This window comes from Sphingomonas sp. 1F27F7B (assembly GCF_005503355.1).
In the GTDB taxonomy this organism is placed as follows: domain Bacteria; phylum Pseudomonadota; class Alphaproteobacteria; order Sphingomonadales; family Sphingomonadaceae; genus Sphingomonas.
Genome location: NZ_SCMK01000042.1, coordinates 1 through 22,339, shown reverse-complemented (window position 1 = coordinate 22,339; position 22,339 = coordinate 1). Strand labels below are relative to the sequence as shown.

The following is a 22,339-nucleotide window of genomic DNA, read 5'->3' as shown; positions in this document are numbered from 1 at the left end:
ATTCGAGGGTGGCGAGCGGGTGGGGCGCGATCACTTCGATCCGCTCGGTGACGCGCAGGCCCGCCGTGCGGGCATCGACGATGAAGGCGGAGATGCCCCTGGCGCCCGGCGCCTCTCCCGTGCGGGCGAACAGCACATAGTAATCCGCGATGCCGCCGTTCGAGATATAGGTCTTGGCGCCGTTGACCCGCCAGCCATTGCCGCTGGTCGCGGCGCTGGTCTCCATCGAGGCGACATCGGAGCCGGAACCGGGCTCGGTGAGCGCGAAGGCGGCGATCTTCTCGCCGCGCGCCACGGCGGGGAGATAGGCGGCCTTCTGCGCCTCGGTGCCGAACAGCGAGATCGTGCCCGATCCCAGCCCCTGCATCGCGAAGGCGAAGTCGGCCAGCCCCGAATGGCGCGCCAGCGTTTCGCGGATCAGCGCCAGCGAGCGGATGTCGAGCGTGTCGTGGACGCCGCCCCACGCCGCCGGCACGCAATAGCGCAGCCAGCCGCCCTCGCCGAGCGCGCGGACCAGCCGCCGGCATTCGGCGTCGACATCGGGGCCGTGATGGCCGGAGAGATTGGCGACGCACCAGGCCTCGAGCGCGTCGGCGAGCCTGCGGTGCCCGTCGTCGAGGAAGGGCCAGTCGAGGAAGCTGCGGTCGGCCATCAGTTGCCCTCGAACACTGGCGTGCGCTTGTCCGCGAACGCTTCGAAGGCGCGGCGGAAGTCCCCGGTCGCCATGCAGATCGCCTGGGCCTGCGCCTCCATCTCGATCGCGGTTTCCACGCTCACTGCCCATTCGGTGTTGAGCTGGGTCTTGGTGATGCCGTGCGCGAAATTGGGGCCCGCGGCGATGGTCCGGGCCAGCGCCTGGGCCTCATCGAGCAGCGCATCCGCTGCCACCAGCCGGTTGTGGAATCCCCAGCGCTCGCCTTCCTCGGCGGACATCATCCGCCCGGTATAGAGCAGGTCGGAGGCACGGCCCTGGCCGATGATCCGCGGCAGGATCGCGCAGGCGCCCATGTCGCAGCCCGCCAGGCCGACGCGGGTGAAGAGAAAGGCGGTCTTCGCGGCGGGCGTGGCGAGGCGCAGGTCCGATGCCATTGCCATGATCGCCCCTGCGCCGACGCAGATGCCGTCGATCGCCGCGACGATCGGCTGGGGGCAGGCGCGCATCGCCTTGACCAGGTCGCCGGTCATGCGCGTGAAGGCGAGCAGCTCGGGCATGGCCATCCCGGTCAGCGGCCCGATGATCTCGTGGACGTCGCCGCCCGAGGAGAAATTGCCCCCCGCGCCGGTGACCACCACTGCCTTGACCTGCGGCGCATAGACGAGCGCGCGGAAGGTATCGCGCAGCTCGGCATAGCTTTCGAAGGTAAGCGGGTTCTTCCGCTCGGGCCGGTCGAGCGTGACCGTCGCCACTCCCTCGGCGAAATGCCAGCCGAAATGTACCGGCGCGAAGCTGGTAGGGTCCATCGTCATTCCTTCCCTCCATCGGCGGCGAGCGAATCCTTGAGCACGCCCAGCAATGCGTGGAGCTGGCTCCGCTCCTCGCGGTTCATCCCCGCGAGCATCGTGTCGATCCATGCGTGATGCGCCACGGCCAGCGTGGCGAAACATTCGCGCCCGAGCTGGGTCAGGCGCACGATCGAGGAGCGGCCGTCGGTGGGCGAGGGCGCCAGGCTCACATAGCGATCGCGCGCCAGCACCTGGACGACGCCGGTGACGTTGCCGTTCGAGACGAGCAGCGCCTGGGACAATTGGCCCATCGTCATCCCCTCTGGATGCCGGTCCAGCGCCGCCATCACGTCGAAGCGGGGCAGGGTGATGTCGTATCTGTCGGCAAAGCCGCGCTTCAGGCGCTTCTCGATCACCGTGGTGCAGGTGAGCAGCCGCAGCCACAGCCGCACGCTGCCGCGATCGTCGAGCGCGCCGTCATGCTTCTCGCGCAAGGGGGCGGGGCGGCTCATGTCACTTCTCCGCCGGCGATCGGGATGGCCTGGCCGGTCACCGATCCGCTGGCGGGCAGGCAGAGCCAGACCGCCGCCGCCGCGACTTCCTCGGGCGTGACCAGCCGCTTCTGGGGATTGTGGCGCGTGAGCTCGGCCAGTGCCTCGGCCCGGCTGCGTCCGGTGCGGCCCGCGATCGTCTCGATCGCCCGGGCGACGATATCGGTGTCGGTAAAGCCGGGGCAGAGCGCATTGGCGGTTAGCGGCGTCGCGGCGAACTCGGCGGCGAGTGCGCGCATCAGCCCGATCGCGCCGTGCTTGGAGGCGACATAGGGCGCGGTATAGCCATAGCCTTTCAGCCCCGCGGTCGATGCCACGGTGACGATCCGCCCGGCGGGCACGGCGAGCAGGTCGGGCAGCGCCGCCTGGCAGCAATGGAACAGCGCGTCGAGATTGGTCGCCAGGGTCTCGCGCCACGCATCGGCGGTCACCTTGGCGAAGGGCGCGCTGGCGGCGATGCCGGCATTGTTGACCAGGATTCCGATCGGGCCGTGCGCGGCGCGGGCGACCTGGAAGGCGGCATCGACCGATGCGCGGTCGATGACGTTGGCGGGGACGGTGATTGCGCCGGGAATGGTCGCGGCGACGGTTTCCAGCGGCTCCAGCCGGCGCCCGATCAGCGTCAACCGTGCGCCTTCCGCGGCGAGCGCGCGGGCGATGGCCGCGCCGATGCCCGATCCGCCGCCGGTGACGACCGCATGGATGTGGTTCAGGCGCATGCTCAGCTCCGCAGCACCGCGCCGGCTTCGGCGGCGCGTTGCAGGTTGCGGGCGAGCTGGCTCATCCCGCCCAGATATTGCGGCGGCACACGCACGCCGCGATAGCCGTGCTGGGCGGCGGCGCGCAGCGTCCACATCGGATCGATCAGGTGCGGCCGGCCGATCGCGACCAGGTCGGCCCGGCCGGCCGCCAGGATCGAATTGGCATGGTCGGTCTCGAAGATGTTGCCCACCGCCATGGTCGAGACGCGCGCTTCGTTACGGATCTGGTCGGCAAAGGGCGTCTGGAACATGCGGCCATAGACCGGGCGGCACTCGGCCCAGGTCTGGCCGGCCGAGACGTCGATCAGGTCCGCGCCCGCTTCGTCGAAGGCGCGGGCGATCGCCACCGCCTCGTCGGGGGTGACGCCCCGGTCGCCCATCCAGTCGGTCGCCGAGATGCGGACGGACATCGGCCGCTCGGCGGGCCAGACGGCGCGCATCGCCGCGAACACTTCCAGCGGATAGCACAGGCGATTCTCCAGGCTGCCGCCATAGCCGTCGGTGCGGGTGTTCTGGAGCGGCGTGATGAAGCTGGACAGCAGATAGCCATGCGCGGCGTGCAGCTCGACCATGTCGAAGCCGGCCTCCGCCGCCATGCGCGCGGCGGCGACGAACTGGTCGCGCACCAAGTCCATGTCCGCACGGGTCATCGGGCGCGGTGTGGGGTTGTTCGCGCTCCACGGCACGTCGGACGCGGCGATAAGCGGCCAGTTGCCGTCGTCCAGCGGCGCGTCCATTCCCTCCCAGCCGATCTTCGTGGAGCCCTTGGCGCCCGAATGGCCGAGCTGGAGGCAGATCTTCGCCCCGCTGTTCGCATGGACGAAATCGGTGATCCGCCGCCAGGCCGCCACATGCTCGGGCACGTACATGCCGGGGCAGCCGGGGGTGATCCGGCCCTCGGGCGAGACGCAGGTCATCTCGGTATAGACCAGCCCCGCGCCGCCCTGGGCGCGGGCACCGTAATGGACCAGGTGGAAGTCGTTCGGGGTGCCGTCGACGGCGGAATACATGGCCATGGGCGAAACCACGATGCGGTTCGCCAGCGGCATCTCGCGCAATCTGTACGGCGCGAACATCGGCGGGACCGGTTCGTCGCGCTTCCCGCCCGGCGACTGCGACTGGAACCAGCTCTCGACGCCTTCCAGCCACTCTCGATCGCGCAGGCGGAGATTTTCGTGGCTCACCCGCTGCGAGCGCGTGAGCAGCGAATAGGCAAACTGGATCGGCGCGAAGGGCAGATAGCGGTCGAGCGTCTCGAACCACTCCGTCGAGTTGCGCGCGCTGTTCTGCAGCTTGAGCACCTCGACATTGCGCTCGGCCTGATATTCCTCCAGCGCCTGGGCGCGGCCGAGCCCCGGACGGTTGAGCACCTCGGCCAGCTTGATCGCATCCTCCAGCGCCAGCTTGGTGCCCGATCCGATCGAGAAATGCGCGGTGTGCGCCGCGTCGCCGAGCAGGACGAACTTGTCGTGCGACCAGCGGCCGGTGACGATCCGGCGGAAGTTCAGCCAGGCCTGGGGGCCGGGCAGGTGGGTGGCGTTGGACATCAGGCCATGGCCGCCCAGCTGCTTCGCGAAGATCCGCTCGCACAGCGATATCGCTTCGGGCTGGTCCATCGCGTCGAGGCCCAGCTCGTGCCAGGTCCGCGGATCCATCTCGACGATGAAGGTCGATAGATCGTCGTCGAAGCGATAGGCGTGCGCCCAGACCCAGCCCGCCCGGGTCTCCTCGAAGGCGAAGGTGAAGGCGTCGAACACCTTGCTGGTGCCGAACCAGAAGAACTTGTTCCGGCGCACCTGGATGTCGACGTCGAACCGGTCGGCATGCGCCCCCCGGATGCGGCTGTTGGCGCCGTCGGCGGCGATGACGAGGTCGTAATCCGCCCATTCGGCCGGATCGGGGCTCGCCTCATGCTCGAAATGGAGCTGCACGCCCAGTTCGCGGGCGCGCGCCTGCAGGATCGCCAGCAGCCGCTTGCGGCCGATGCCGATAAAGCCGTGCCCCGAGGAACGGATGCACTCGCCATGGATGTGCACGTCGATATCGTCCCAATGGGCGAACTCGCGGCGGATCGTCTCGCCGCTCACCGGATCGTTGGCCATCAGATTCTCGACCGTCTGGTCGGAGAAGACCACGCCCCAGCCGAACGTGTCGTCGGGGCGGTTGCGCTCGAACACATGGATCTCGTGGGCGCTGTCGCGCACCTTCATCGAGATGGCGAAATAGAGGCCCGCCGGGCCGCCGCCCACACATGCGATCTTCATTGACCCGACTCCATCGCGGCGACTCCAGTCCGTCTCAATCTAACGCCCGGAACGTAGATGCTTCAAGCCTGAAATTTCAAGCTTGAAATATCATATATCACGCAATTAATCACGGGTATTGGAGTCGTGGGAGGTCTAGGGATGAAGTGGCCGGCACAGCGCCTGACGGGCGGATCGAAGAAGAGCTTCGGCATGTATGACGAAGCGTCGAAGCTGGATGCGGCGGGGGTGGACCTGATCCATCTCGAGTTCGGCCGGCCGCACGCGGACACGCCGCTGCACATCAAGGAAGCGGCCAAGGCGGCGCTCGATGCGGGCATCGTCCATTATGGCGATTTCCGCGGCACGCTCTCCTTCCGTCAGGCGCTGGCGGGGAAGCTCGCGGCGTTCAACGGCCTGAACTATGGCGTGGACGAGATCCTGGTGTGCAACGGGCTCACCCATGCCTCGTTCGCCGCCTTCATGGCCGCGATCGATCCGGGCGACGAAGTGATCCTGCTCGATCCCTATTACCCCCAGCATATCGGCAAGACCGAGCTGGCCGGCGGCAAGGTGGTGATCGCCGAGCTCGACAAGGCGGACAATTTCGCGATCTCGAAGGAGAAGATCGCCGCCAGGATCACCGATCGCACCCGGATGATCGTGCTGGTCAACCCGGCCAATCCCACCGGCCGCGTCTATAGCCGCGCGGAGCTGCAGCACGTCGCCGACCTGGCGATCGAGCACGACCTGCTGGTGCTGTCGGACGAAGTCTATGAGTATATCACCTATGGCAAGGCCGAGCATGTCAGCATCGCCAGCCTGCCCGGCATGCGCGAGCGGACGATCACCTGCTTCGCCTTCACCAAGGCCTATTCGATGGACGGCTGGCGGATCGGCTATCTGACCGCCGATGCGAAGCTGATGCCCGCGATCCTGCGCATCACCATGACCGACGTGACGCATGTCAACGTCTTCATCCAGGAAGGCGCCCGCGCCGCCGTGGAGGGGCCGCAGGACGCGATGCTGGCGATGGTCGAGGCCGATCGCCGCAAACGTGACATCGTCGTCCAGGCGCTCAACCAGATGCCCGGCGTCACCTGCGCCGAGCCGGAAGGGACGATCTATGCCTTTCCGGATATCCGCGGCACCGGCCGTTCCTCGCAGGATCTTGCCATGGCGATCCTCAGGCAAGCGCATGTCGTGGTCGAATCCGGCAGCTTCTACGGGCCGGGCGGAGAGGGGCATCTGCGCGTCTGCTTCGGATCGGAATCCGAGGCGCGGGTGGCCGAGGCGATGGAGCGGCTGGGGCGGTTCTTCAACGCGCTTTGAGCACGTCGAGCCATGGAATTTGGGGAGAGAAGAGGATGAAGAAGCGTCTGGGTCTTGCCGCCGCCTTGCTGGCCCTGCCGGCGCTTCCCATCCTGCTGGCCGGGCCCGCCTGCGCCCAGGCCGAGGCGGCGGCCCCGCAGGGCTATGACACGCTGCTCGCGCTCTACCAGGAGTTCCGCGCCTTCGTGCCGCCGCCGATGGTGAAGGGCGTGCCCGATTATTCGCCCGAAGCGATGGCGCGCCACTATGCCGGGCTCCAGCGCTTCGAGGCGCGGCTGGCGGCGATCGACGACAGCGCATGGCCGATCCCGCAGCGCGTCGATTACATGGTGGTGCTCGCCGAGATGCGCGGGCTGGAGTTCCAGCATCGGGTGATGCAGCCCTGGAAGCGCGATCCGGCCTTCTACAGCACCACCAATCTCGGCTTCGGCCCCAAGATGCACGGCGCCATCGCGATCCCCGGGCTGCCGATCGCGAAGGACGAGGCGGCGGCACTGGGCGCCCGGCTCGACGGGGTGCCCGAGGCGCTGCGCCAGGCACGGGCGAACCTCACCGATGCGCGCGGCGACCTTGCCCGGCTGGCGATCGTGCAGAAGCAGGTGGAAGTGAACGTCTATGGCGCGCTGGCTGCGGAGGCGGCGAAGCGCCAGCCGTCGCTGGCCGCGCCGGCGAAGCGCGCCCAGGCGGCGGCCGCGGCGTTCAAGGCGTGGCTGGAGAGCATCGAGGCAGGGCTTCCCGCGCATGGCGGCGTGGGAGCGGAGAATTATGCCTGGTATATCAAGCATGTGCTGCTGCTGCCCTATACGCCGGAGGAGATCCGGGTGATCGGCGAGCGCGAATATCAGCGCCAGCTCGCCTTTTTGAAGATCGAGGAGCATCGCGACCGCGCGATCCCGATGCCCGAGCCGGTCAAGACCCGCGCCGAGTTCGATGCCAAGCGCAAGCAGGAGGATGAGGACCTGCTCAAATTCCTGCGTGACGGCCAATGGGTGACGATCCCGGACTATGTGAAGCATGACCCGGAGGAGGGGCCGTACGAGTTCCCCTTCGAGAAGGATCCGTCCAGGCCGGGGCTGTTCGATCCGCCGCAGCATCTCCATTTCTTCTTCCAGGCCGAATTCCGCGACGGCCGGCCGCTGCGCGCACACAATTTGCCCGGCCATGCCTTTGACGCGCTCCAGGCGGCGCGCGACACGCGCCCGGTACGCGGGCAGCCGCGGCTGTTCTTTGTCAACGGACTGCGCAACGAAGGCTGGGCCTTCTATCTCGAGGAGTTCCTGATCCAGTCGGGCATGCTGGAGGACCGGCCCAAGGCGCGCGAGATCGACTATATCCTGGGCGCCAAGCGCGCTGCGCGCATTCTGCCCGAGCTGAAGATGCAGGCGAACGAATGGACCTGGAAACAGGCCAATGCGTCGCTGGTCTCGCGCACGCCGAAATGGATGCGGCCGGGCGATGCCGTCGCGCAGTTCGACATCGAGCTGTACCTGCGTCAGCCCGGCTATGGCATCGGCTATTACATGGGCAAGGTGGAACTGGAGAAGCTGCTCGCCGATGTGGCGATGCAGGAAGGCGACAAGTTCGACATCAAGGCGTTCCACGATCGCTTCCGCGCGGCGGGTTCGATCCCGATCTCGCTGATCCGCTGGGAGATGACGGGCCGGGACGACGAGATCCGCGCCCTGCGATAGGGATCGTGCGGGAGTGGGGAGGCACCCGGGCCCTGGCTTGCTCGTTGCCCCGATTTCTTTCGTCGTCCGGGCGCCGCCTCGTCATTCCCGCCGCCTCTCCGTTACCCCACCGCCTTTCCCGTCATCCCACCGCCTCCTCCGTCATCCCCGCCCTTCCCGTCATCCCCGCGAAGGCGGGGATCCAGGGTAATCCGGGACAATCGAAGCAATCGCGCGCGGGCTCGCCGGAGACGGCAAACCCAGCCGCGCGACCATTGCTCCTGGCCCTGGATCCCCGCCTTCGCGGGGATGACGGAAGAGGCGGTGGGATGACAGGAAAGGCGGGGATGATGGGAAGGGCGGTGAGGTGACGGGGAAGCCGGGACGCAGGGAGGAAAGCGAGGTTGGCTTGGGCGCGATATGGCGAATGCGTCCAAGCTTCGACATCCGCCCGACGCTAGCCGATACCAATGGATCGCATCCCGGCCGTCTACATTGTTGCAAGCAAGCGCATCGGCACGCTTTACACCGGCGTCACCTCAGACCTGCCGGGCCGCATCTACCAGCATCGCACCGGCATGCTTGAGGTATTCACCAAGAGACATGGCTGCAAGCGTCTCGCCTGGTTCGAGATCCATGAAGAAATGGAATCCGCGATCATCCGCGAGAAGCAGATCAAGAAGTGGAATCGCGACTGGAAGATCAGGCTGGTCGAGGAGAACAACCCGACTTGGCGCGACCTCGCCGAGGACTGGGGCTTCGATCCACTTGAGGACGTTGACGAATAGTCCCGTGTCCTGTTCCCGGTGAATTATCCATCACCCCACCGCCTCCCCGTCATCCCCGCGCAGGCTCGGGTGACGAGGGAGAATATGAGCCCCCCAATCGACAGGCTGCCCAGGGCCCGCCCCATGCCCTGGACACCCCGCGATCAGAAGCGGATGCGCGCGCTCAGGCTGGCGCGATGGTCCTTGGTGCGTTTGCCGAACTCGCCGTCATAGCCGAGCCGCAGCGAGAGATTCTCGTTGCCGACCACTCGCAGTTCCGCGCCGACATGCGCGGCCCGGCGATCCATCAGCGTCGTGATCATCGCCGGCGCGGCCGCGGCGTTGCCGCCGAGCAGGCGGAACGGCGCCTCGATCCGGTCGGTAGTGTGGAACACGCCGCCGCCGGTGATCGCGAAGGTTGCGCTGGTCGGGCCGCTGCCGGCCAGGCGCACGCCCAGGCTGAGCTCGGGCGCGACGGTGCCGATCCACTGGGTATGCGCCAGGCTCTGGACGCCCAGGCCCTCGAGCCCGCGCTCCGCGAACCCGCCCTGGCGCAGCGCCGTGACATAGCCGCGCACCGCCGGCCGCGCGAACACCATGCCTTGGCCGAGCACCCAGGCCGCTTCGGCGCTGCCCTGGAGATAGCCGGTGCCCTGATTGCCGATGCCCTGGCGCGGATCGAAGATGTTCACGCCGCGGCGCAGCTCGGTCCATTGCCAGCCGCCGCTCACCGAAGCCGCGAACTGCGCGCCGCTTGCTCCGGCATAGCGCGCGCCGATGCCGGCATGCACGCCGTCGCCGTCAGAATTGGCCCGCAGCCCGTCGATCCTGGCATTGCCGAGGCTGTCATAGCCGATCGCGCCGCCGATCATCCAGTCGCCGCCCAGCGGCTTTTCGAAGCCGGCGCGGAAGCGGCCGTCGGTGTCGCCGCGGACACTGGCATATTCGCTGCTGCCGGTGCGCTTGAAGACATGGCCGCCGGCCTGGCTCCACACGCAGCCATCGCCTGCCGGGCCGGCGAGCGTGCCGCAGCCGAACAGGTTGGACGAGAAGTCACGCGCCGCGCCGAACTGGGTGAGCGAGGCGATCAGATAGGGCTCGGGATTGAGCTGGTCGAAGATCGCGCGATATTGCGCTTCGCCGCCGGCCTGGATGTTGCCCAGCAGGGCGAGCAGGCGGCCGATCCCCGCCGAGCTGCCCGCCGTCACTGCCCGGTCCATATAGGCGCCGAGCGCGCGCTCGTTGCCGTTGAGGAACGGCTGGCCGAAATTGGTGTCGAAGGCGAGCTGGATGCCGGCGCTGTTCGCCAATATGCGATAGTCGACCGCCAGCGTGTCGCGGATATTGAGCCCGTTGTTGGTTGCGGTGCCCGCCGTGGCGAACAGCGTCACCGGGTTCTTGTCCTGCATCCAGGTGAGGATCACGTCGCCGGTGCCGGCCACGCTGGTGTTGCCGCTCACATTGACTCGGTCCGAGGCATAGGGCCCGAAGGCGATGTCGAACGCCAGATGGCCGGTCGCGCTCTGGGTGAAGTCGCCGTCGAGGTCGACCGTGTTGATGACGCGGGCGCCGTAGAGCAGGTTGGTCGCCGGCGTGCCGACGCCGTCCAGATTGGCGAAGGTGGCGCCGTGCAGCAGGTCGATCGGCATGCGGCTGGCGGCCAGGCCCATCTGGAAGTCGCCCGCATTGGCGAAGCTGCCGCTCGAGCCGGGGCCATCGCGCAAGTCGATCCGGCTGAAAGCGATGAAGGTGCCGCCGGCGTTGTTGACCAGCGCGTTGGCGCCGCTGCCCAGGTCGACATTGCCGATGATCGTGCCGCTGTTCTCGACGCGGTCATTGCCCGCGCCGGTATCGATCGCGAGGCCGGAGACGGCGCTGATCGAGCCCGCGGTGAGCTGGATCAGGTTGGCCGTGCCGCCGGCCAGGCGGATGCCCGCGCCGGTGCCGGTGCCGCCGCGCACCATGTTGTTGGCGGTGACCAGGATGTTGCCTGCGCCGGTGCTGCCCTGGCTCTGGGCGAAGATGCCGGTGGAGTTGAGCCCTGCCGCATAGACCGATCCCGAGATGCGCAGGGCGATCGCGCCGCCGGCACCCGATCCGGCGCCGTTGCCGGCGAAGATCCCCTCGACCCAGCCGCCGCCGCCGCCGAGCGACTGCGCGACCACGCCGATCGAATTGGCGCCGAGCACCGCGATGTTGCCGCTCTGGTCGAAGCGGATCGCGCCGCCATTGCCCGTGTTGCCCGGGCTCAGTGTCACGCTGGCGGAATCCACGGCGCCCAGCACCGCGCCGCCGCCGCCGCCGATCGACTGAAGGAACACGCCGTGCGCATGGTTGCCGGCGGTCTGGACGGCGCCGTTGTTCGACACGGTGACGCTGCCGCCATTGCCGCTCGCGCCGCCGCTGCCGCCGAGCGTGACGTTCGCGCTGCCGCCGGTGAGGCGCACCTCGCCGCCGCCTGCGCCGATCGACTGGACGACGAGCGCGGGCGAATAGTCGCCGATCGTGGCGAAGCCGCCCGAATAGATGAGGGCGACGGTGCCGCCGTCGAGCCCCACGCCGCCATTGGCGCCGAGCGTCACGCTGGTCGCCGGGACCGGCGGCGGCGCGACCGCCAGCGGATCGGCGCCAGCGCCCGCCAGCCAATAGGCCAGGCCGCGCTGGCCTTCGCTGGAGAGACCCGCCGTCACGGCGGTGCCCGTGCCGGGTGCGGTATCGAGGTTCAGCACGGCCGGCGTGCTCGACACGGCGCCCGCGCCGATCGCGATCTCGACGATCGCGGAGCCGCCGCCGCCGCCGATCGACTGGACGATCGCGCCCGGCGCGTACTTGCCGGTGGTCGTGATCGCGCCGGTCATGCTGCGCTGGATCGCGCCGCCCGAGGAGCCGGTTGTGCCGTCGGCGCCCAGCGTGACCGAGGCGCCCGCGAAGAAGGAAGCCAGCTCGGCGGTGACGTCGATGATCCCGCGGCCGCCGCCGCCGCCGATCGTCTGGGTCAGCGTGCCCGCCGCGCCGTCGCCATTGGTAGTGACGCCGCCCGAATGGCTGCCGGTGATGTCGCCGCCGTCATTGTCGGCGCCGCCCAGGCCGCCCAGCGTCAGGTCGACGTGCACCGGCGCCTGGGGATCGGTGACCGTCGCGTCGTGGAGCGCGACGATGGCGAGGTCGATGTCGATCGTGCCGCCGCCGCCCCCGATCGCCTGGTTGCTGATGCCGACGCCGTTGCGCCCGGCCGCGCCAATCGTGCCGTTCGAGTTCACCGTCACCTTGCCGGCGTTCATGCCGGAAGCGCCGTCTGCGCCCGCGCGGGCGACGAGCAGCGGGTTGGGCCGCTCGGTGTTGCCATGGGGCCCGACCACGGGCAGGCCGGGCAGGCCGGTGATGCCGCTGAAGTCGAAGCCCAGCGTGCCGCCGCCGCCATTGATGCTCTCGGCGACGATCGCCTGCGAGCCGGCGCCGAGCACGGTGATGTCGCCGGTCTGGTTGACCGTGACCGCACCGCCGATGCCGCCCGTGCCGCCGCCGGTGAGGCCGACGATCAGCGCGATCGTGTTGGACAGGGTGAGGCTGGCGGGCTCGGGCGTGAGCGCCGCGCCCAGGCCCGCATTGCCGCCGCCGCCGCCGATGCTCTGCGCGACGATGCCATTGGCCTTGGCGCCGCGGGTCAGGATGGAGCCGCTGTTGGTGACGGTCACGGCGCCGCCGTCGCCGCCATTGCCGCCCACGCCGCCGATCGCGATCAGCGGGGCCGAAGTGGGGGCGCCGATCAGCAGGCTGCCGGTGAGCGCCATGCCGCCATTGCCGCCGCCGCCGCCGATCGACTGCGCCAGGATGCCATGTGCGCCGGCGCCCTTGGTCTCGATCGTGCCGGCATTGGTCACGTCGACCACGCCGCCGATATTGCCGCTGCCGCCGACCGCGCCGAAATTGAACCCGAAGGCGACGCTGTCCTTGCCGGAGGAGACGCCGGTCAGCGCCAGGATGGTCGAGCTGTTGCCGCCGCCGCCGCCCAGCGACTGGGCGAAGATGCCATAGGCGCCCTTGCCCTCGGTGAGGATGTCGCCCGAATTGGTGCCGCCGGTGTCGCGGTTGACCACGGTGACCTTGCCGCCCGCGCCGCCGCTGCCGCCATTGCCGCCGATGGTGACTCGGGCGCTGTGCGTCTGTTTGTCCGCGCCGGTGGCGCCGACCGCGAGCTGGAGCACCAGGCCCGCATCGCCGCCGCCGCCGCCGATCGAATTGGCGCTGATGCCCGCGGCATCCTCGCCCTTGGTCCAGATCAGGCCCTCGTTGGTGACCGCGACGTCGCCCGCCTTCTCGCCCGTGCCGCCGGTGCCGCCGACATTGACGTTGATCGAGTTGTTGGCGCTCTTGCCCTGGGCGCGGAAGTCGATGACCGCGCCGCCGATGCCGCCGCCGCCGCCGATCGACTGGGCGCGGATGCCGAAGGAGCGCGCGCCGGTGGTGGCGATCACGCCGGTGTTGGTCACCGTCACCTTGTCGCCCACGCCCGCGGTGCCGCCGGAGCCGCCCACTGCGATGCCCATGGTGTTGGAGGTGTTGCCGCTGCCCTTGTATTGCAGCGCGACGCTGGCCGCAAAGCCGCCCGTGCCGCCGCCGCCGCCGATCGACTGCGCCAGGATGCCGTCCGAATCGCCGCCGCCCGTGACGATCCGCGCGCTGTTGCCGACATCGACCGTGGAGCTCTTCGAGCCGACACCGCCGGTGCCGCCCACCGCGACGGTGAGCGCCGCCGTGGTGTTGACCATCACGCCGGTGCCGCTGCCGCCCGCGCCGCCCGAGCCGCCGATGCTCTGTGCCCAGATGCCGCGCGATTCGACGCCGCGCGTGGTGAGGTTCGCCGCGTTGACGACGGAGACCGCGCCGCCGGTCGCGCCGACGCCGCCGTCCAGGCCCACGCCGACGCTGCCCGCGAAGCTCTGCGCCGAGGTGCCGCTGCCGGTGCCGACCGTGCCGCCGATCTTGAACGAGCCGCTGTTGCCGCCGCCGCCGCCCACCGACTGGGCGAAGATCGCCGAGGAATAGCCGCCGCTGGTGTCGATCGCGCCTTCGGCGTTCACCGATACCGCGCCGCCGGTGCCGCCGGTGCCGCCCGACTGGCCGAGGCTCAGCGCGAACTGGTTCTTGGCGCCCGGGACCAGGCCGAAATCGAACGAGGCATTGCCGCCGCCGCCGCCGATCGACTGGGCATGGATGCCGATCGAGCGCTCGCCGGTAGTAACGATCGCCCCGTCATGGCTGACCGTGACATCGCCCGCCTCGCCGCCGATGCCGCCGCGCCCGCCGATGCTCAGGTTGAGCTGGTTGGCGTCGCGCGTATAGCCGCCGGCCAGGTTGAACGTGCCGTTGCCGCCGCCCTTGCTGATCGACTGGGCGAGGATGCCGTCGCTCAGCGCGCCGCTGGTGCCGATGTCGCCGCGGTGCCGCAGCGTGACGTCGCCGCCCGCGCCCGCATCGCCGCCCGCGCCGCCGACATTGACCACCGCCGCGAACGGGCTGTTGCCCGCCGGTGCCAGCGTCACGTCCAGCACCAGGTTGAACCCGGCATTGCCGCCGCCGCCGCCGATCGACTGGACGGTCATGCCGTTCGATTCGTCGCCAAAGGTGCGGATCAGGCCCGGCGTCTCGGTCTCGATCCCGCCGACCATCGTATAGCCGCGCGTCACCTTCACGTCGCCGGCATTGCCGCCCGCGCCGCCGGTGCCGCCGATGCCGAGCGCGATCGGCGCGCCCTGGCGCGAGACCGCGCCGGCCCCGTTGACGCCGCCCTGGCCGCCGCCGCCGCCCACCGACTGAACGAGGATGCCGGGCGCCTTGCCGACATAGTCGGTCGCGGAAAGCGTAACCGCGCCGCCGGCTCCGGTGGTCACCTTGGTGTTGACCAGCACATTGCCGTTGCTGGTGAAGGTGACGTCGCCCGCATCCGCGCCGGTGCCCCCGGTGCCGCCCAGGCCGGCGGCGAGTGCGACGCCGGTGAGCTTCGATTGGCCCGCACCGGCATTGTTGAGCGCCGCCGAGACGTTGAGCCCGCCATCGCCGCCGCCGCCGGCGACGGACTGGACGATGATGCCGGCCGCCTCATAGCCGTCGACCATCACCTGGCCCTTCTGGGTGGCGATCACGTCGCCGCTGGCATTGCCCGCGCCGCCGAAGCCGCCGATGCCGAAGACGAGCGTCGGTTCGGTGGCGGTGGTATCGGCGGTGATGCCGCCGGAGATATTGATGCCGCCGGTGCCGCCGCCGCCGCCCACCGACTGGACGAGCAGCCCGCGCGCCTTGCTGCCCTGCGCGAACAGGTCGGCATCGACATTGGCGGTCACCTTGCGGCCCAGGCCGCCATCGCCGCCAAAGCCGCCGATCCCGGCGGTGAGCTGGCCGTCGAGCGAGATGCCGCCGGAGACGTTGATGCCGCCGATGCCGCCGCTGCCGCCGAGCGACTGGGCGATCACCGCCGAACGCTCGTCGCCCGAGGCGACGACCTGGACGCGATCCGCGCCCGGCGCCTTGATCGTCAGGTCGACAATGCCGGCATTGCCGCCGTTGCCGCCGAAGCCGCCGATGCCGAGCGATGCGACGCGGCTCGCGCTGCTCGAGCCGGGGGAGGTGAGGGCGATCTGGCCCGTGACGTTCAGGCCGCCCTGGCCGCCGCCGCCGCCCACGCTCTGCGCGATCACGCCGTTCGAGCCGTTGGCGATGGTGCGATAGCCGGGGAAGGTGAAGTCGATGCCGAGGAAGTTGATCGTCAGCGGCGCATGATTGGCGACGCCGGCATTGCCCGTGGCGAGCACATTGCCCGTCACGCGCGCGGTGACGTTGCCCGCTTCGCCGCCGCCGCCGCCGAATCCGCCCAGGCCGAAGCCGAACGAGCCCGTGCTGCCGCTGGTGCTGCCCGCGATGCCGCCCGCCACGTCGATGCCGCCGCGGCCGCCGCCGCCGCCGATGCTCTGCGCGACGACGCCGTCCGAATCGGCGCCGCTGGTCACGGTGTCGCCGATGCGCGTGAGATCGACATCGCCGGCCGTGCCGCCATCGCCGCCGAAGCCGCCGATGCCGATCGAGGCGGTGCCCGCCGTGCCGGTGGAGAGCGCGATTGCGCCGGAGACGTTGATCCCGCCCGCGCCGCCGCCGCCCGCGAGGCTTTGCGCCACCACGCCGGCCGAATCGCGGCCCCGGGTCCGATAGTCGCCGGTCACGCTGGCGGTGACCTTCTGGCTGATGCCGCCGTCGCCGCCGAAGCCGCCGATGCCGATCGCGGCGCCGATGGAGGTGTTGTTGCTCGCGGAGATCGAGAGCGAGCCGGTGACGTTGAACCCGCCATTGCCGCCGCCGCCGCCCAGGCTCTGGATCAGCGCGCCGGCCGATTCGGCGCCGCTGGTCGCGACATTGCCGGAGAGCGTTGCGTCGACCGTGCCCGCATCACCGCCATTGCCGCCAAAGCCGCCGATGCCGACGCCAAGCGTGCCGGTGCCGCCGCTGGAAAGCGCGATGCTGCCGGTGACGTTGAACCCGCCATTGCCGCCGCCGCCGCCGGCCGACTGGATCAGGATCGCGCCGCTGCGCGCGCCGAGCGTCGAGACGTCGCCGGTGAGTGCGGCGATCACCGCCATGGCGTCGCCGCCGCTGTCGCCGAAGCCGCCCACGCCCACGCCGAGCGTGCCCGAGCTGCCGTTGCCGGCGCTGAGGCTGAGCCCGCCGGTGACGTTGAACGCGCCGTTGCCGCCGCTGCCGCCCAGGCTCTGCACCGTGAGGCCGAGCGAATCGTCGCCCCTGGTGCCGATGTCGCTGGTCAGGGTCGCATTCACCGTGCCGGCATTGCCGCCCGCGCCGCCGAACCCGCCGACGCCGACCAGCACATTGCCGGTCAGCTCCTTCGAGACTGCGATGCCGCCGGAGACGTTGAACCCGCCATTGCCGCCGCCGCCGCCGACCGACTGGATCAGTGCGCCGCCGGAGCGCGCGCCCCGCGTGGCGACGTCGCCGTTGATGTTGGCGATCACTGCTTCGGCATTGCCTGCGGTGGCGCCGGCGCCGCCGATGCCGACGCCGATATTGCCGGCGCCGCTCTTCGAGCCGGCAATGCCGCCGGTGACGTTGAACGCGCCGTTGCCGCCGCCGCCGCCCAGGCTCTGCGCGACGATGCCGCGTGCGTCGTCGCCTTCGGTGGAGACGGCGACCAGCGTGTCGGCCGTATCGGCCACGCCCCGGTTGACGTTGAGCGTGACGGCCTTGCCGTCGCCGCCGTCGCCGCCCGCGCCGCCCAGACCGATGCCGAGCGTCCCGGCGCCGTCCTTGGCCACCGCGATGCCGCCCGAGACGTTGAACGCGCCCGCGCCGCCGCCGCCGCCGACGCTCTGCGCCAGGATGCCGTCGCTCTTGTCGCCCGCGGTTGCGGTGGTGCCGGTCACGTCGAGCTTGACGATGCCCGCGTCGCCACCGGTGCCGCCCGAACCGCCGATGCCGATATTGATCGCACCGGCGATGCTGCCCGAAATGCCGATGCCGCCCGAGACGTTGAACCCGCCGGTGCCGCCGCCGCCGCCCAGACTCTGCGCAGTGATCGCGGTCGATTGGTTGCCAAGGGTCACGACATTGCCGGTCACCGTCGCGCCGACGCGCATGGCGTCGCCGCCGCCGCCGCCCGAGCCGCCCAGGCCGACCGAGAGCGCGCCCGCGGCGGTGCCGCCGAAGCTCACCCCGCCCGAGACGTTGAACCCGCCCGCGCCGCCGCCGCCGCCGGCGCTCTGCGCGAGGAAACCGCCCGACTGATCGCCCTCGGTCAGGATCGAGACCGCGCTCGCATCGACTTCGCCGCCATTGCCGGCGCCGCCGCCGGAACCGCCCAGGCCGATATTGACTGCCGCGCCATAGCTGCCCGAGCCGCCGATGCTGCCCGAGACGTTGAACCCGCCGACGCCGCCGCCGCCGCCGTTCGACTGGACCACCACGCCGCGCGACTGGTCGCCGAGCGTATGGACCGCGCCCAGCGCGGTGCCGGTGGCGTGCAGGGCATTGCCGCCGGTGCCGCCTGCGCCGCCCAGGCCGACCGAAAGGCCACCACCGAAAGTCGCGCTGCCCGCGATCGAGCCCGAGACGTTGAAGCCGCCCGAACCGCCGCCGCCGCCCAGGCTCTGGACGAGCAGGCCGTCGGACTGGTTGCCCGAGGTGTAGATCGTGCCCGCCGCGGTGCCGGTGACGTCGCCGCCGCCGCCGCCGCCCGCGCCGGCGCCGCCCAGGCCGACGGAGATGCCGCCCGCATAGGAGCCGCTGCCCGAAATCGAGCCCGCAATGTTGAACCCGCCATTGCCGCCGCCGCCGCCGGCCGACTGGATCAGCACGCCGGTCGCGCGGTCGCCGGTGGTCTGGACGTTGCCGCCGATCCGGCCGGTGACCTTGCCGCCGTCGCCGCCGCCGGCGCCCGAGCCGCCGATACCCACCGCGACCCCGACGCTGGTGGTGCCCGCGAAGCTCACTGCGCCCGAGACGTTGAAGCCGCCCGAACCGCCGGCGCCGCCGATCGACTGGATCACCGCGCCGCCGGCATCGTCGCCGCCGGTCGAGATCGTGCCGTCGAAATCGGTGTCGACCACGCCGCCATTGCCGGCATTGGCACCCGAGCCGCCGATGCCGACGGCGAAGGAGACCGCGCCGCCGCCGCCCGCGGCGATCGCCGCAGAGACGTTGAACCCGCCATTGCCGCCGCCGCCGCCGACCGACTGGGTGAGCAGGCCGGTCGAGAAGTCGCCGCCGGTCTGGATCGCGCCGCCGGAATGGACTTCGACCAGGCCGCCATTGCCGCCGGTGCCGCCCGAGCCGCCGATGCCGAGCGAGATCGAGGCGCCGAGCGCCGGCCCCGCCGCGGCGGCGACCGAGACGGTGAAGCCGCCGGCGCCGCCGCCGCCGCCCACTGACTGGGCGAGGATGCCCTGCGCATTGTCGCCCGTGGTGAGGATCACCGCATTGCCGTCGAGCGTGACGTGTCCGCCGGTACCGCCGGTGCCGCCGCTGCCACCGATCGCCACGCTGGCGCCGCCGAAGAAGCCGCCCGTTGTCTGGACCGCGAAGCCGCCATTGCCGCCGCCGCCGCCGATCGACTGGAGCTGGATGCCGCGTGCGCGATCGCCGCCCGTCGAGATGAACGGCGCAAGCTGCGTGGGCAGGCCGCCGATCATCACCGAGCGGGGGGTGAGGTTGACGTCGACGATGCCGCCATTGCCGCCCGCGGATCCGGCGCCGCCGATCGCGACGCCGACAAAGGCACTCAGCGACGCGGACGCGCCGCCATTGCCGCCGCCGCCGCCGATCGACTGGGCGAAGATGCCGTTCGAATCATTGCCGCCGGTGGTGATGTTGCCGCTGTGATTGACGGTGACGAGGCCGGCATTGCCGCCGCTCGCACCCTTGCCGCCGATGGTGAGGAGCACGCCGCCGGTGGTGCCGCCGTCGCCGCCGCCACCGCCCACCGATTGCGCGAAGATCGCCGCGGCATTGTTGCGCAGCGTGTCGACGCTGCCGGTATTGGTGATGGTCACCGTGCCGCCGGTGCTCGCCGCCGAGCCGTTGCCGCCGATGGTGACCAGGCCGCCGCTGTCGCCGCCCTTGCCGCCGCCGCCGCCCACCGACTGGGCGAAAATGCCGCGCGCGCCGTCGCCTTCGGTGCGGACCAGGCCGGCATTCTCCACCGTGACCGCGCCGCCGTTCCCGCCGGTGCCGCCAGTGCCGCCCAGCGCGACGACGCCCCCCGAGCCCGAGCCGGCGCCGCCGCCGCCGCCCACCGATTGCACGAACACCGCATCGGCGCCCTTGCCCGTGGTGACGACGCTGCCGGTCGCGGTGATGGTGGCCGCGGCGCTGCCCGCCAGGCCGCCGCCGGTGCCGCTGCCGCCGATCGAGACGAGGCCGCCGGTGCCTTCGGCCGAGCCGCCGCCGCCGCCGACGGACTGGACGAACACGCCGCGCGCATCGACGCCGCCGGTGCGGACCGTGCCGCCGATGGTGGCGCTCGCCGCGCCGCCGGTGCCGCCGGATCCGCCCTTGCCGCCGACCGCGACCGCGCCGCCCGAAGCGCCGCCCGCGCCACCGCCGCCGCCCACCGATTCGGCGAACACGCCGTGCGCATTGGCGCCGCCGGTAGTGACGGTCGCGCCCGCCTCGACGAGGACCGAGGCGATGCCGCCATTGCCCGCCGTGCTGCCGTTCGATCCAAAGGCGACCAGGCCGCCCGATCCGCCCGCCGAACCGCCGCCGCCGCCGATCGACTGGGCGAAGACGCCATAGGCGCCGCTCTTGGTGGTGGTGACTTCGGCTCCGGCGCGCACGTTGATCGTGGCGTTGCCGCCATTGCCGCCATTGCCGGCGGTGCCGCCGAACGTGGCGATCCCGCCGGTCCCGCCGACATTGCCGCCGGTGCCGCCGATCGACTGGGCCTGGATGCCGATTGCGTCGACGCCCGAGGTGCGGACGATGCCGCTATGCTCGACGGTGACGTTGCCGCCGTCGCCGCCCACGCTGCCCGAACCCGGATTGCCGACGATGCCGTAGCTGCCGCCGCTGGTGCCGGCATTGCCGCCCAGGCTCTGCGCCAGGATGCCGATCGCGCCGGTGTTGGTGGTCTGGATCTGGCCGGAATTGTTGACGGTGACGGTGCCGCCCTGCGCCGCCGGGCCCGAGGCGCCGCCGCCCGAGAAGAGATAGCCGGTGCCCCCCGTGCCGCCGCGCCCGGCGACGCTCTGCGCGAGGATGCCGTAGCTGCGCACGCCCGAAGTGCTGACGGTCACGCTCGAGCTCAGGCTGACATTGCCGCCGCGGCCCGCGCCGCCGCCCGCGCCGCCGCGGACATTGCCCGCGCCGTCGCCGCCATTGCCGCCATTGCCGCCCGCGCTGATCGCCGCGATGCCGGGCAGGTTGTCCGAGATGGTGGTGATGTTGCCGTTGTTGGCGGGGGTCACCGTTGCGGTGATGTCCGGCCCGTTGGCGCCGCCGCCGCCGGCCGAGGCATTGGCACCGATCGTGAAGCAGCCGCCGAAGATGCAGATCCGGACGCCAGCGCCGAAGCTGCCATTGCCGCCGTTCGCGCCGCGCTGGACGTTCGAATATTGATGGACGTCGCCCGCCGCGGCCGGGAAGGTGAAGCCCGAACTCGTCGTTCCGGTCGATCCGTTGCCTTGCGGCGGCGGGGCCGAGCCGACGCCCGCGCTGACATCGGTGACGATCGGCGTGGTGACCGTGCCGCCGCCGCTCTTGTCGAGCGTCACGCCGGTGACCTGGCCGGCGGTCAGCTGGACCGCGCTCACCGTATAGGTGATGTTGGTATTGGTGTCGGTGAAGGTCTGGCCGACGGTGTTGGCGAGCAGGATCGTGTTGTTCTGGTCGGTGCGGACCAGCGCGGCATTGATCACCTCGACCACGCGTTCGTCGGCATCGGTGACCGGATTGTGCACCAGGTCGCCCACCGCGACGACGGGCAGGGCAGGCGGATTGGGCATCGGCGCGGCCATCGCCTTGGCGAGCGCCATGCGCGAGACGCTGCTATTGGCCGCGGCAGTGGTCGCCCAGGCGGCGGTGCCTATCGCAAGCAGGATGCCGATGCGCTTCAAATGCCGGGCGAGGGTGCCGAACAGCTTGCGGTCGGCCTGGCGTGGGCGGCGCGGAGCCCCCGCGCCGGCGATGCGGTCGCGCAGTCGCTCAAGGGCATGCGACAGATCCGCCGATCGATCGGCGAGCAGCGAGAGAACCGCGCCGATCTCGGAAATGAAGTCCGATCGCTGGACGCGGCTCAGCCGGTCGGCATTGACCGCTTCGCCCGTTGCATCCACCAGCGCCGCCAGCCGCGCGAGCCGCGCCGCATCCGTCCGCCGAACCATCGTAATTCCCCCGAAATAGCTAATGAGTCGCGGTTCGATCATATCATGATGAACAGCTAATTACCCTTATGTGACATGGTTTCCGCGGGGGCATCTGTCCCGTATCCACGCAGTTGGTGCGCATGAGATCGGTCGGGGTTGGGCAATTGCTTCGAGATATATGTCTACTTTGTGTCCAGCATTGCTGGCGAAGTCGTGCATGAAAGCGTCGTTGCTTTGTGGTGCTGCCCGGCCGGGTCGTTCATCTCGACGGAATCCGCTCCGATGGAGGGGGGAGGAGGGGCTCCTCTCCGCACAAGCGCCGTCGACGTCCGTTGCAGGGCGCGCCCGCAAGCGGCGTCTTGGCGTGGAAGCAGGCCGTCGAACAAAAAAATGCGGGATTTGGAAAAAAGTGCGTTTTTCGGGTTGACGGGAATCGGTCGGGCACATAGATGGCGCCCTCCCGGCAACGAGGCGCTCGCCTCTCTGCTCCAACCGGTCCTCCGGTTCGGGACGTTCACAAATCGGTTGCGGCACTTCGGTGCTGCCGACTGGGGCCCTTCAAGGGATGTTCGAAGCACCGCTTCGAGCAGGAACGTGCTCTTTGACATGGTTGATTTGATGAAGGGACATGTGGGCGGCGGCCCTGGGTTCTGACGGCTTCTAGGCGTCGGGTACTCAGATAAAGACAAGCCGTTCCAGGGTCTTCCGG

General features: G+C 70.4%; 9 protein-coding genes. 3 read left to right on the top strand and 6 right to left on the bottom strand.

Annotation, left to right across the window (positions count from 1 at the left end; all coding sequences use genetic code 11):
• The 5 genes from FFS08_RS22845 to FFS08_RS22825 all read right to left on the bottom strand — a co-directional run.
• Positions 1-652 (bottom strand): acyl-CoA dehydrogenase family protein (locus FFS08_RS22845; protein ID WP_171012780.1); only part of this gene is annotated, 652 nt, incomplete at its 3' end.
• Positions 652-1,467, bottom strand: a complete 816-nt coding sequence (locus tag FFS08_RS22840; protein WP_137863031.1) for an enoyl-CoA hydratase family protein — start codon at positions 1,465-1,467, stop codon at positions 652-654. The genes FFS08_RS22845 and FFS08_RS22840, both read right to left, overlap by 1 nt.
• Entirely contained in the window at positions 1,464-1,955 is a 492-nt protein-coding gene (locus FFS08_RS22835) for a MarR family winged helix-turn-helix transcriptional regulator (protein ID WP_137863030.1), read from the bottom strand. Before FFS08_RS22835 ends, FFS08_RS22840 begins: the two co-directional genes overlap by 4 nt.
• Positions 1,952-2,713 carry an SDR family NAD(P)-dependent oxidoreductase gene (locus FFS08_RS22830; protein ID WP_137863029.1) on the bottom strand — a complete coding sequence of 254 codons (762 nt, stop codon included), beginning with the start codon at positions 2,711-2,713 and terminating at the stop codon, positions 1,952-1,954. Before FFS08_RS22830 ends, FFS08_RS22835 begins: the two co-directional genes overlap by 4 nt.
• A gap of 2 nt (positions 2,714-2,715) precedes the next feature.
• Positions 2,716-5,019, bottom strand: a complete 2,304-nt coding sequence (locus FFS08_RS22825) for a bifunctional salicylyl-CoA 5-hydroxylase/oxidoreductase (RefSeq protein WP_137863028.1) — start codon at positions 5,017-5,019, stop codon at positions 2,716-2,718.
• A 141-nt stretch (positions 5,020-5,160) separates the two neighbouring features.
• Between FFS08_RS22825 and FFS08_RS22820 the strand changes: the two genes are divergently transcribed.
• The 3 genes from FFS08_RS22820 to FFS08_RS22810 all read left to right on the top strand — a co-directional run bounded on the left by FFS08_RS22820 (position 5,161) and on the right by FFS08_RS22810 (position 8,788).
• Complete coding sequence (locus tag FFS08_RS22820) at positions 5,161-6,330, top strand: pyridoxal phosphate-dependent aminotransferase (protein ID WP_137863027.1); 1,170 nt, start codon at positions 5,161-5,163, stop codon at positions 6,328-6,330.
• Positions 6,331-6,365: 35 nt separating this feature from the next.
• Positions 6,366-8,021: a DUF885 family protein gene (locus FFS08_RS22815; protein ID WP_137863026.1), complete on the top strand. Its 1,656-nt coding sequence runs from the start codon at positions 6,366-6,368 to the stop codon at positions 8,019-8,021.
• Positions 8,022-8,470: 449 nt separating this feature from the next.
• Complete coding sequence (locus FFS08_RS22810; RefSeq protein ID WP_137863025.1) at positions 8,471-8,788, top strand: GIY-YIG nuclease family protein; 318 nt, start codon at positions 8,471-8,473, stop codon at positions 8,786-8,788.
• A gap of 143 nt (positions 8,789-8,931) precedes the next feature.
• On the opposite strand, the gene FFS08_RS22805 is transcribed toward FFS08_RS22810, so the two are convergent.
• Entirely contained in the window at positions 8,932-21,648 is a 12,717-nt protein-coding gene (locus FFS08_RS22805; protein WP_137871861.1) for an autotransporter outer membrane beta-barrel domain-containing protein, read from the bottom strand.
• Positions 21,649-22,339: the final 691 nt, after the last annotated feature.

What these genes read in the sequence shown, in the direction of transcription:
- FFS08_RS22825 (WP_137863028.1), bottom strand. Translation starts at nt 5,019, where the DNA reads ATGAAGATCGCATGTGTGGGCGGCGGCCCGGCGGGCCTCTATTTCGCC.
- FFS08_RS22840 (WP_137863031.1), bottom strand. Translation starts at nt 1,467, where the DNA reads ATGACGATGGACCCTACCAGCTTCGCGCCGGTACATTTCGGCTGGCAT.
- FFS08_RS22835 (WP_137863030.1), bottom strand. Translation starts at nt 1,955, where the DNA reads ATGAGCCGCCCCGCCCCCTTGCGCGAGAAGCATGACGGCGCGCTCGAC.
- FFS08_RS22810 (WP_137863025.1), top strand. Translation starts at nt 8,471, where the DNA reads ATGGATCGCATCCCGGCCGTCTACATTGTTGCAAGCAAGCGCATCGGC.
- FFS08_RS22820 (WP_137863027.1), top strand. Translation starts at nt 5,161, where the DNA reads ATGAAGTGGCCGGCACAGCGCCTGACGGGCGGATCGAAGAAGAGCTTC.
- FFS08_RS22805 (WP_137871861.1), bottom strand. Translation starts at nt 21,648, where the DNA reads ATGGTTCGGCGGACGGATGCGGCGCGGCTCGCGCGGCTGGCGGCGCTG.
- FFS08_RS22830 (WP_137863029.1), bottom strand. Translation starts at nt 2,713, where the DNA reads ATGCGCCTGAACCACATCCATGCGGTCGTCACCGGCGGCGGATCGGGC.
- FFS08_RS22815 (WP_137863026.1), top strand. Translation starts at nt 6,366, where the DNA reads ATGAAGAAGCGTCTGGGTCTTGCCGCCGCCTTGCTGGCCCTGCCGGCG.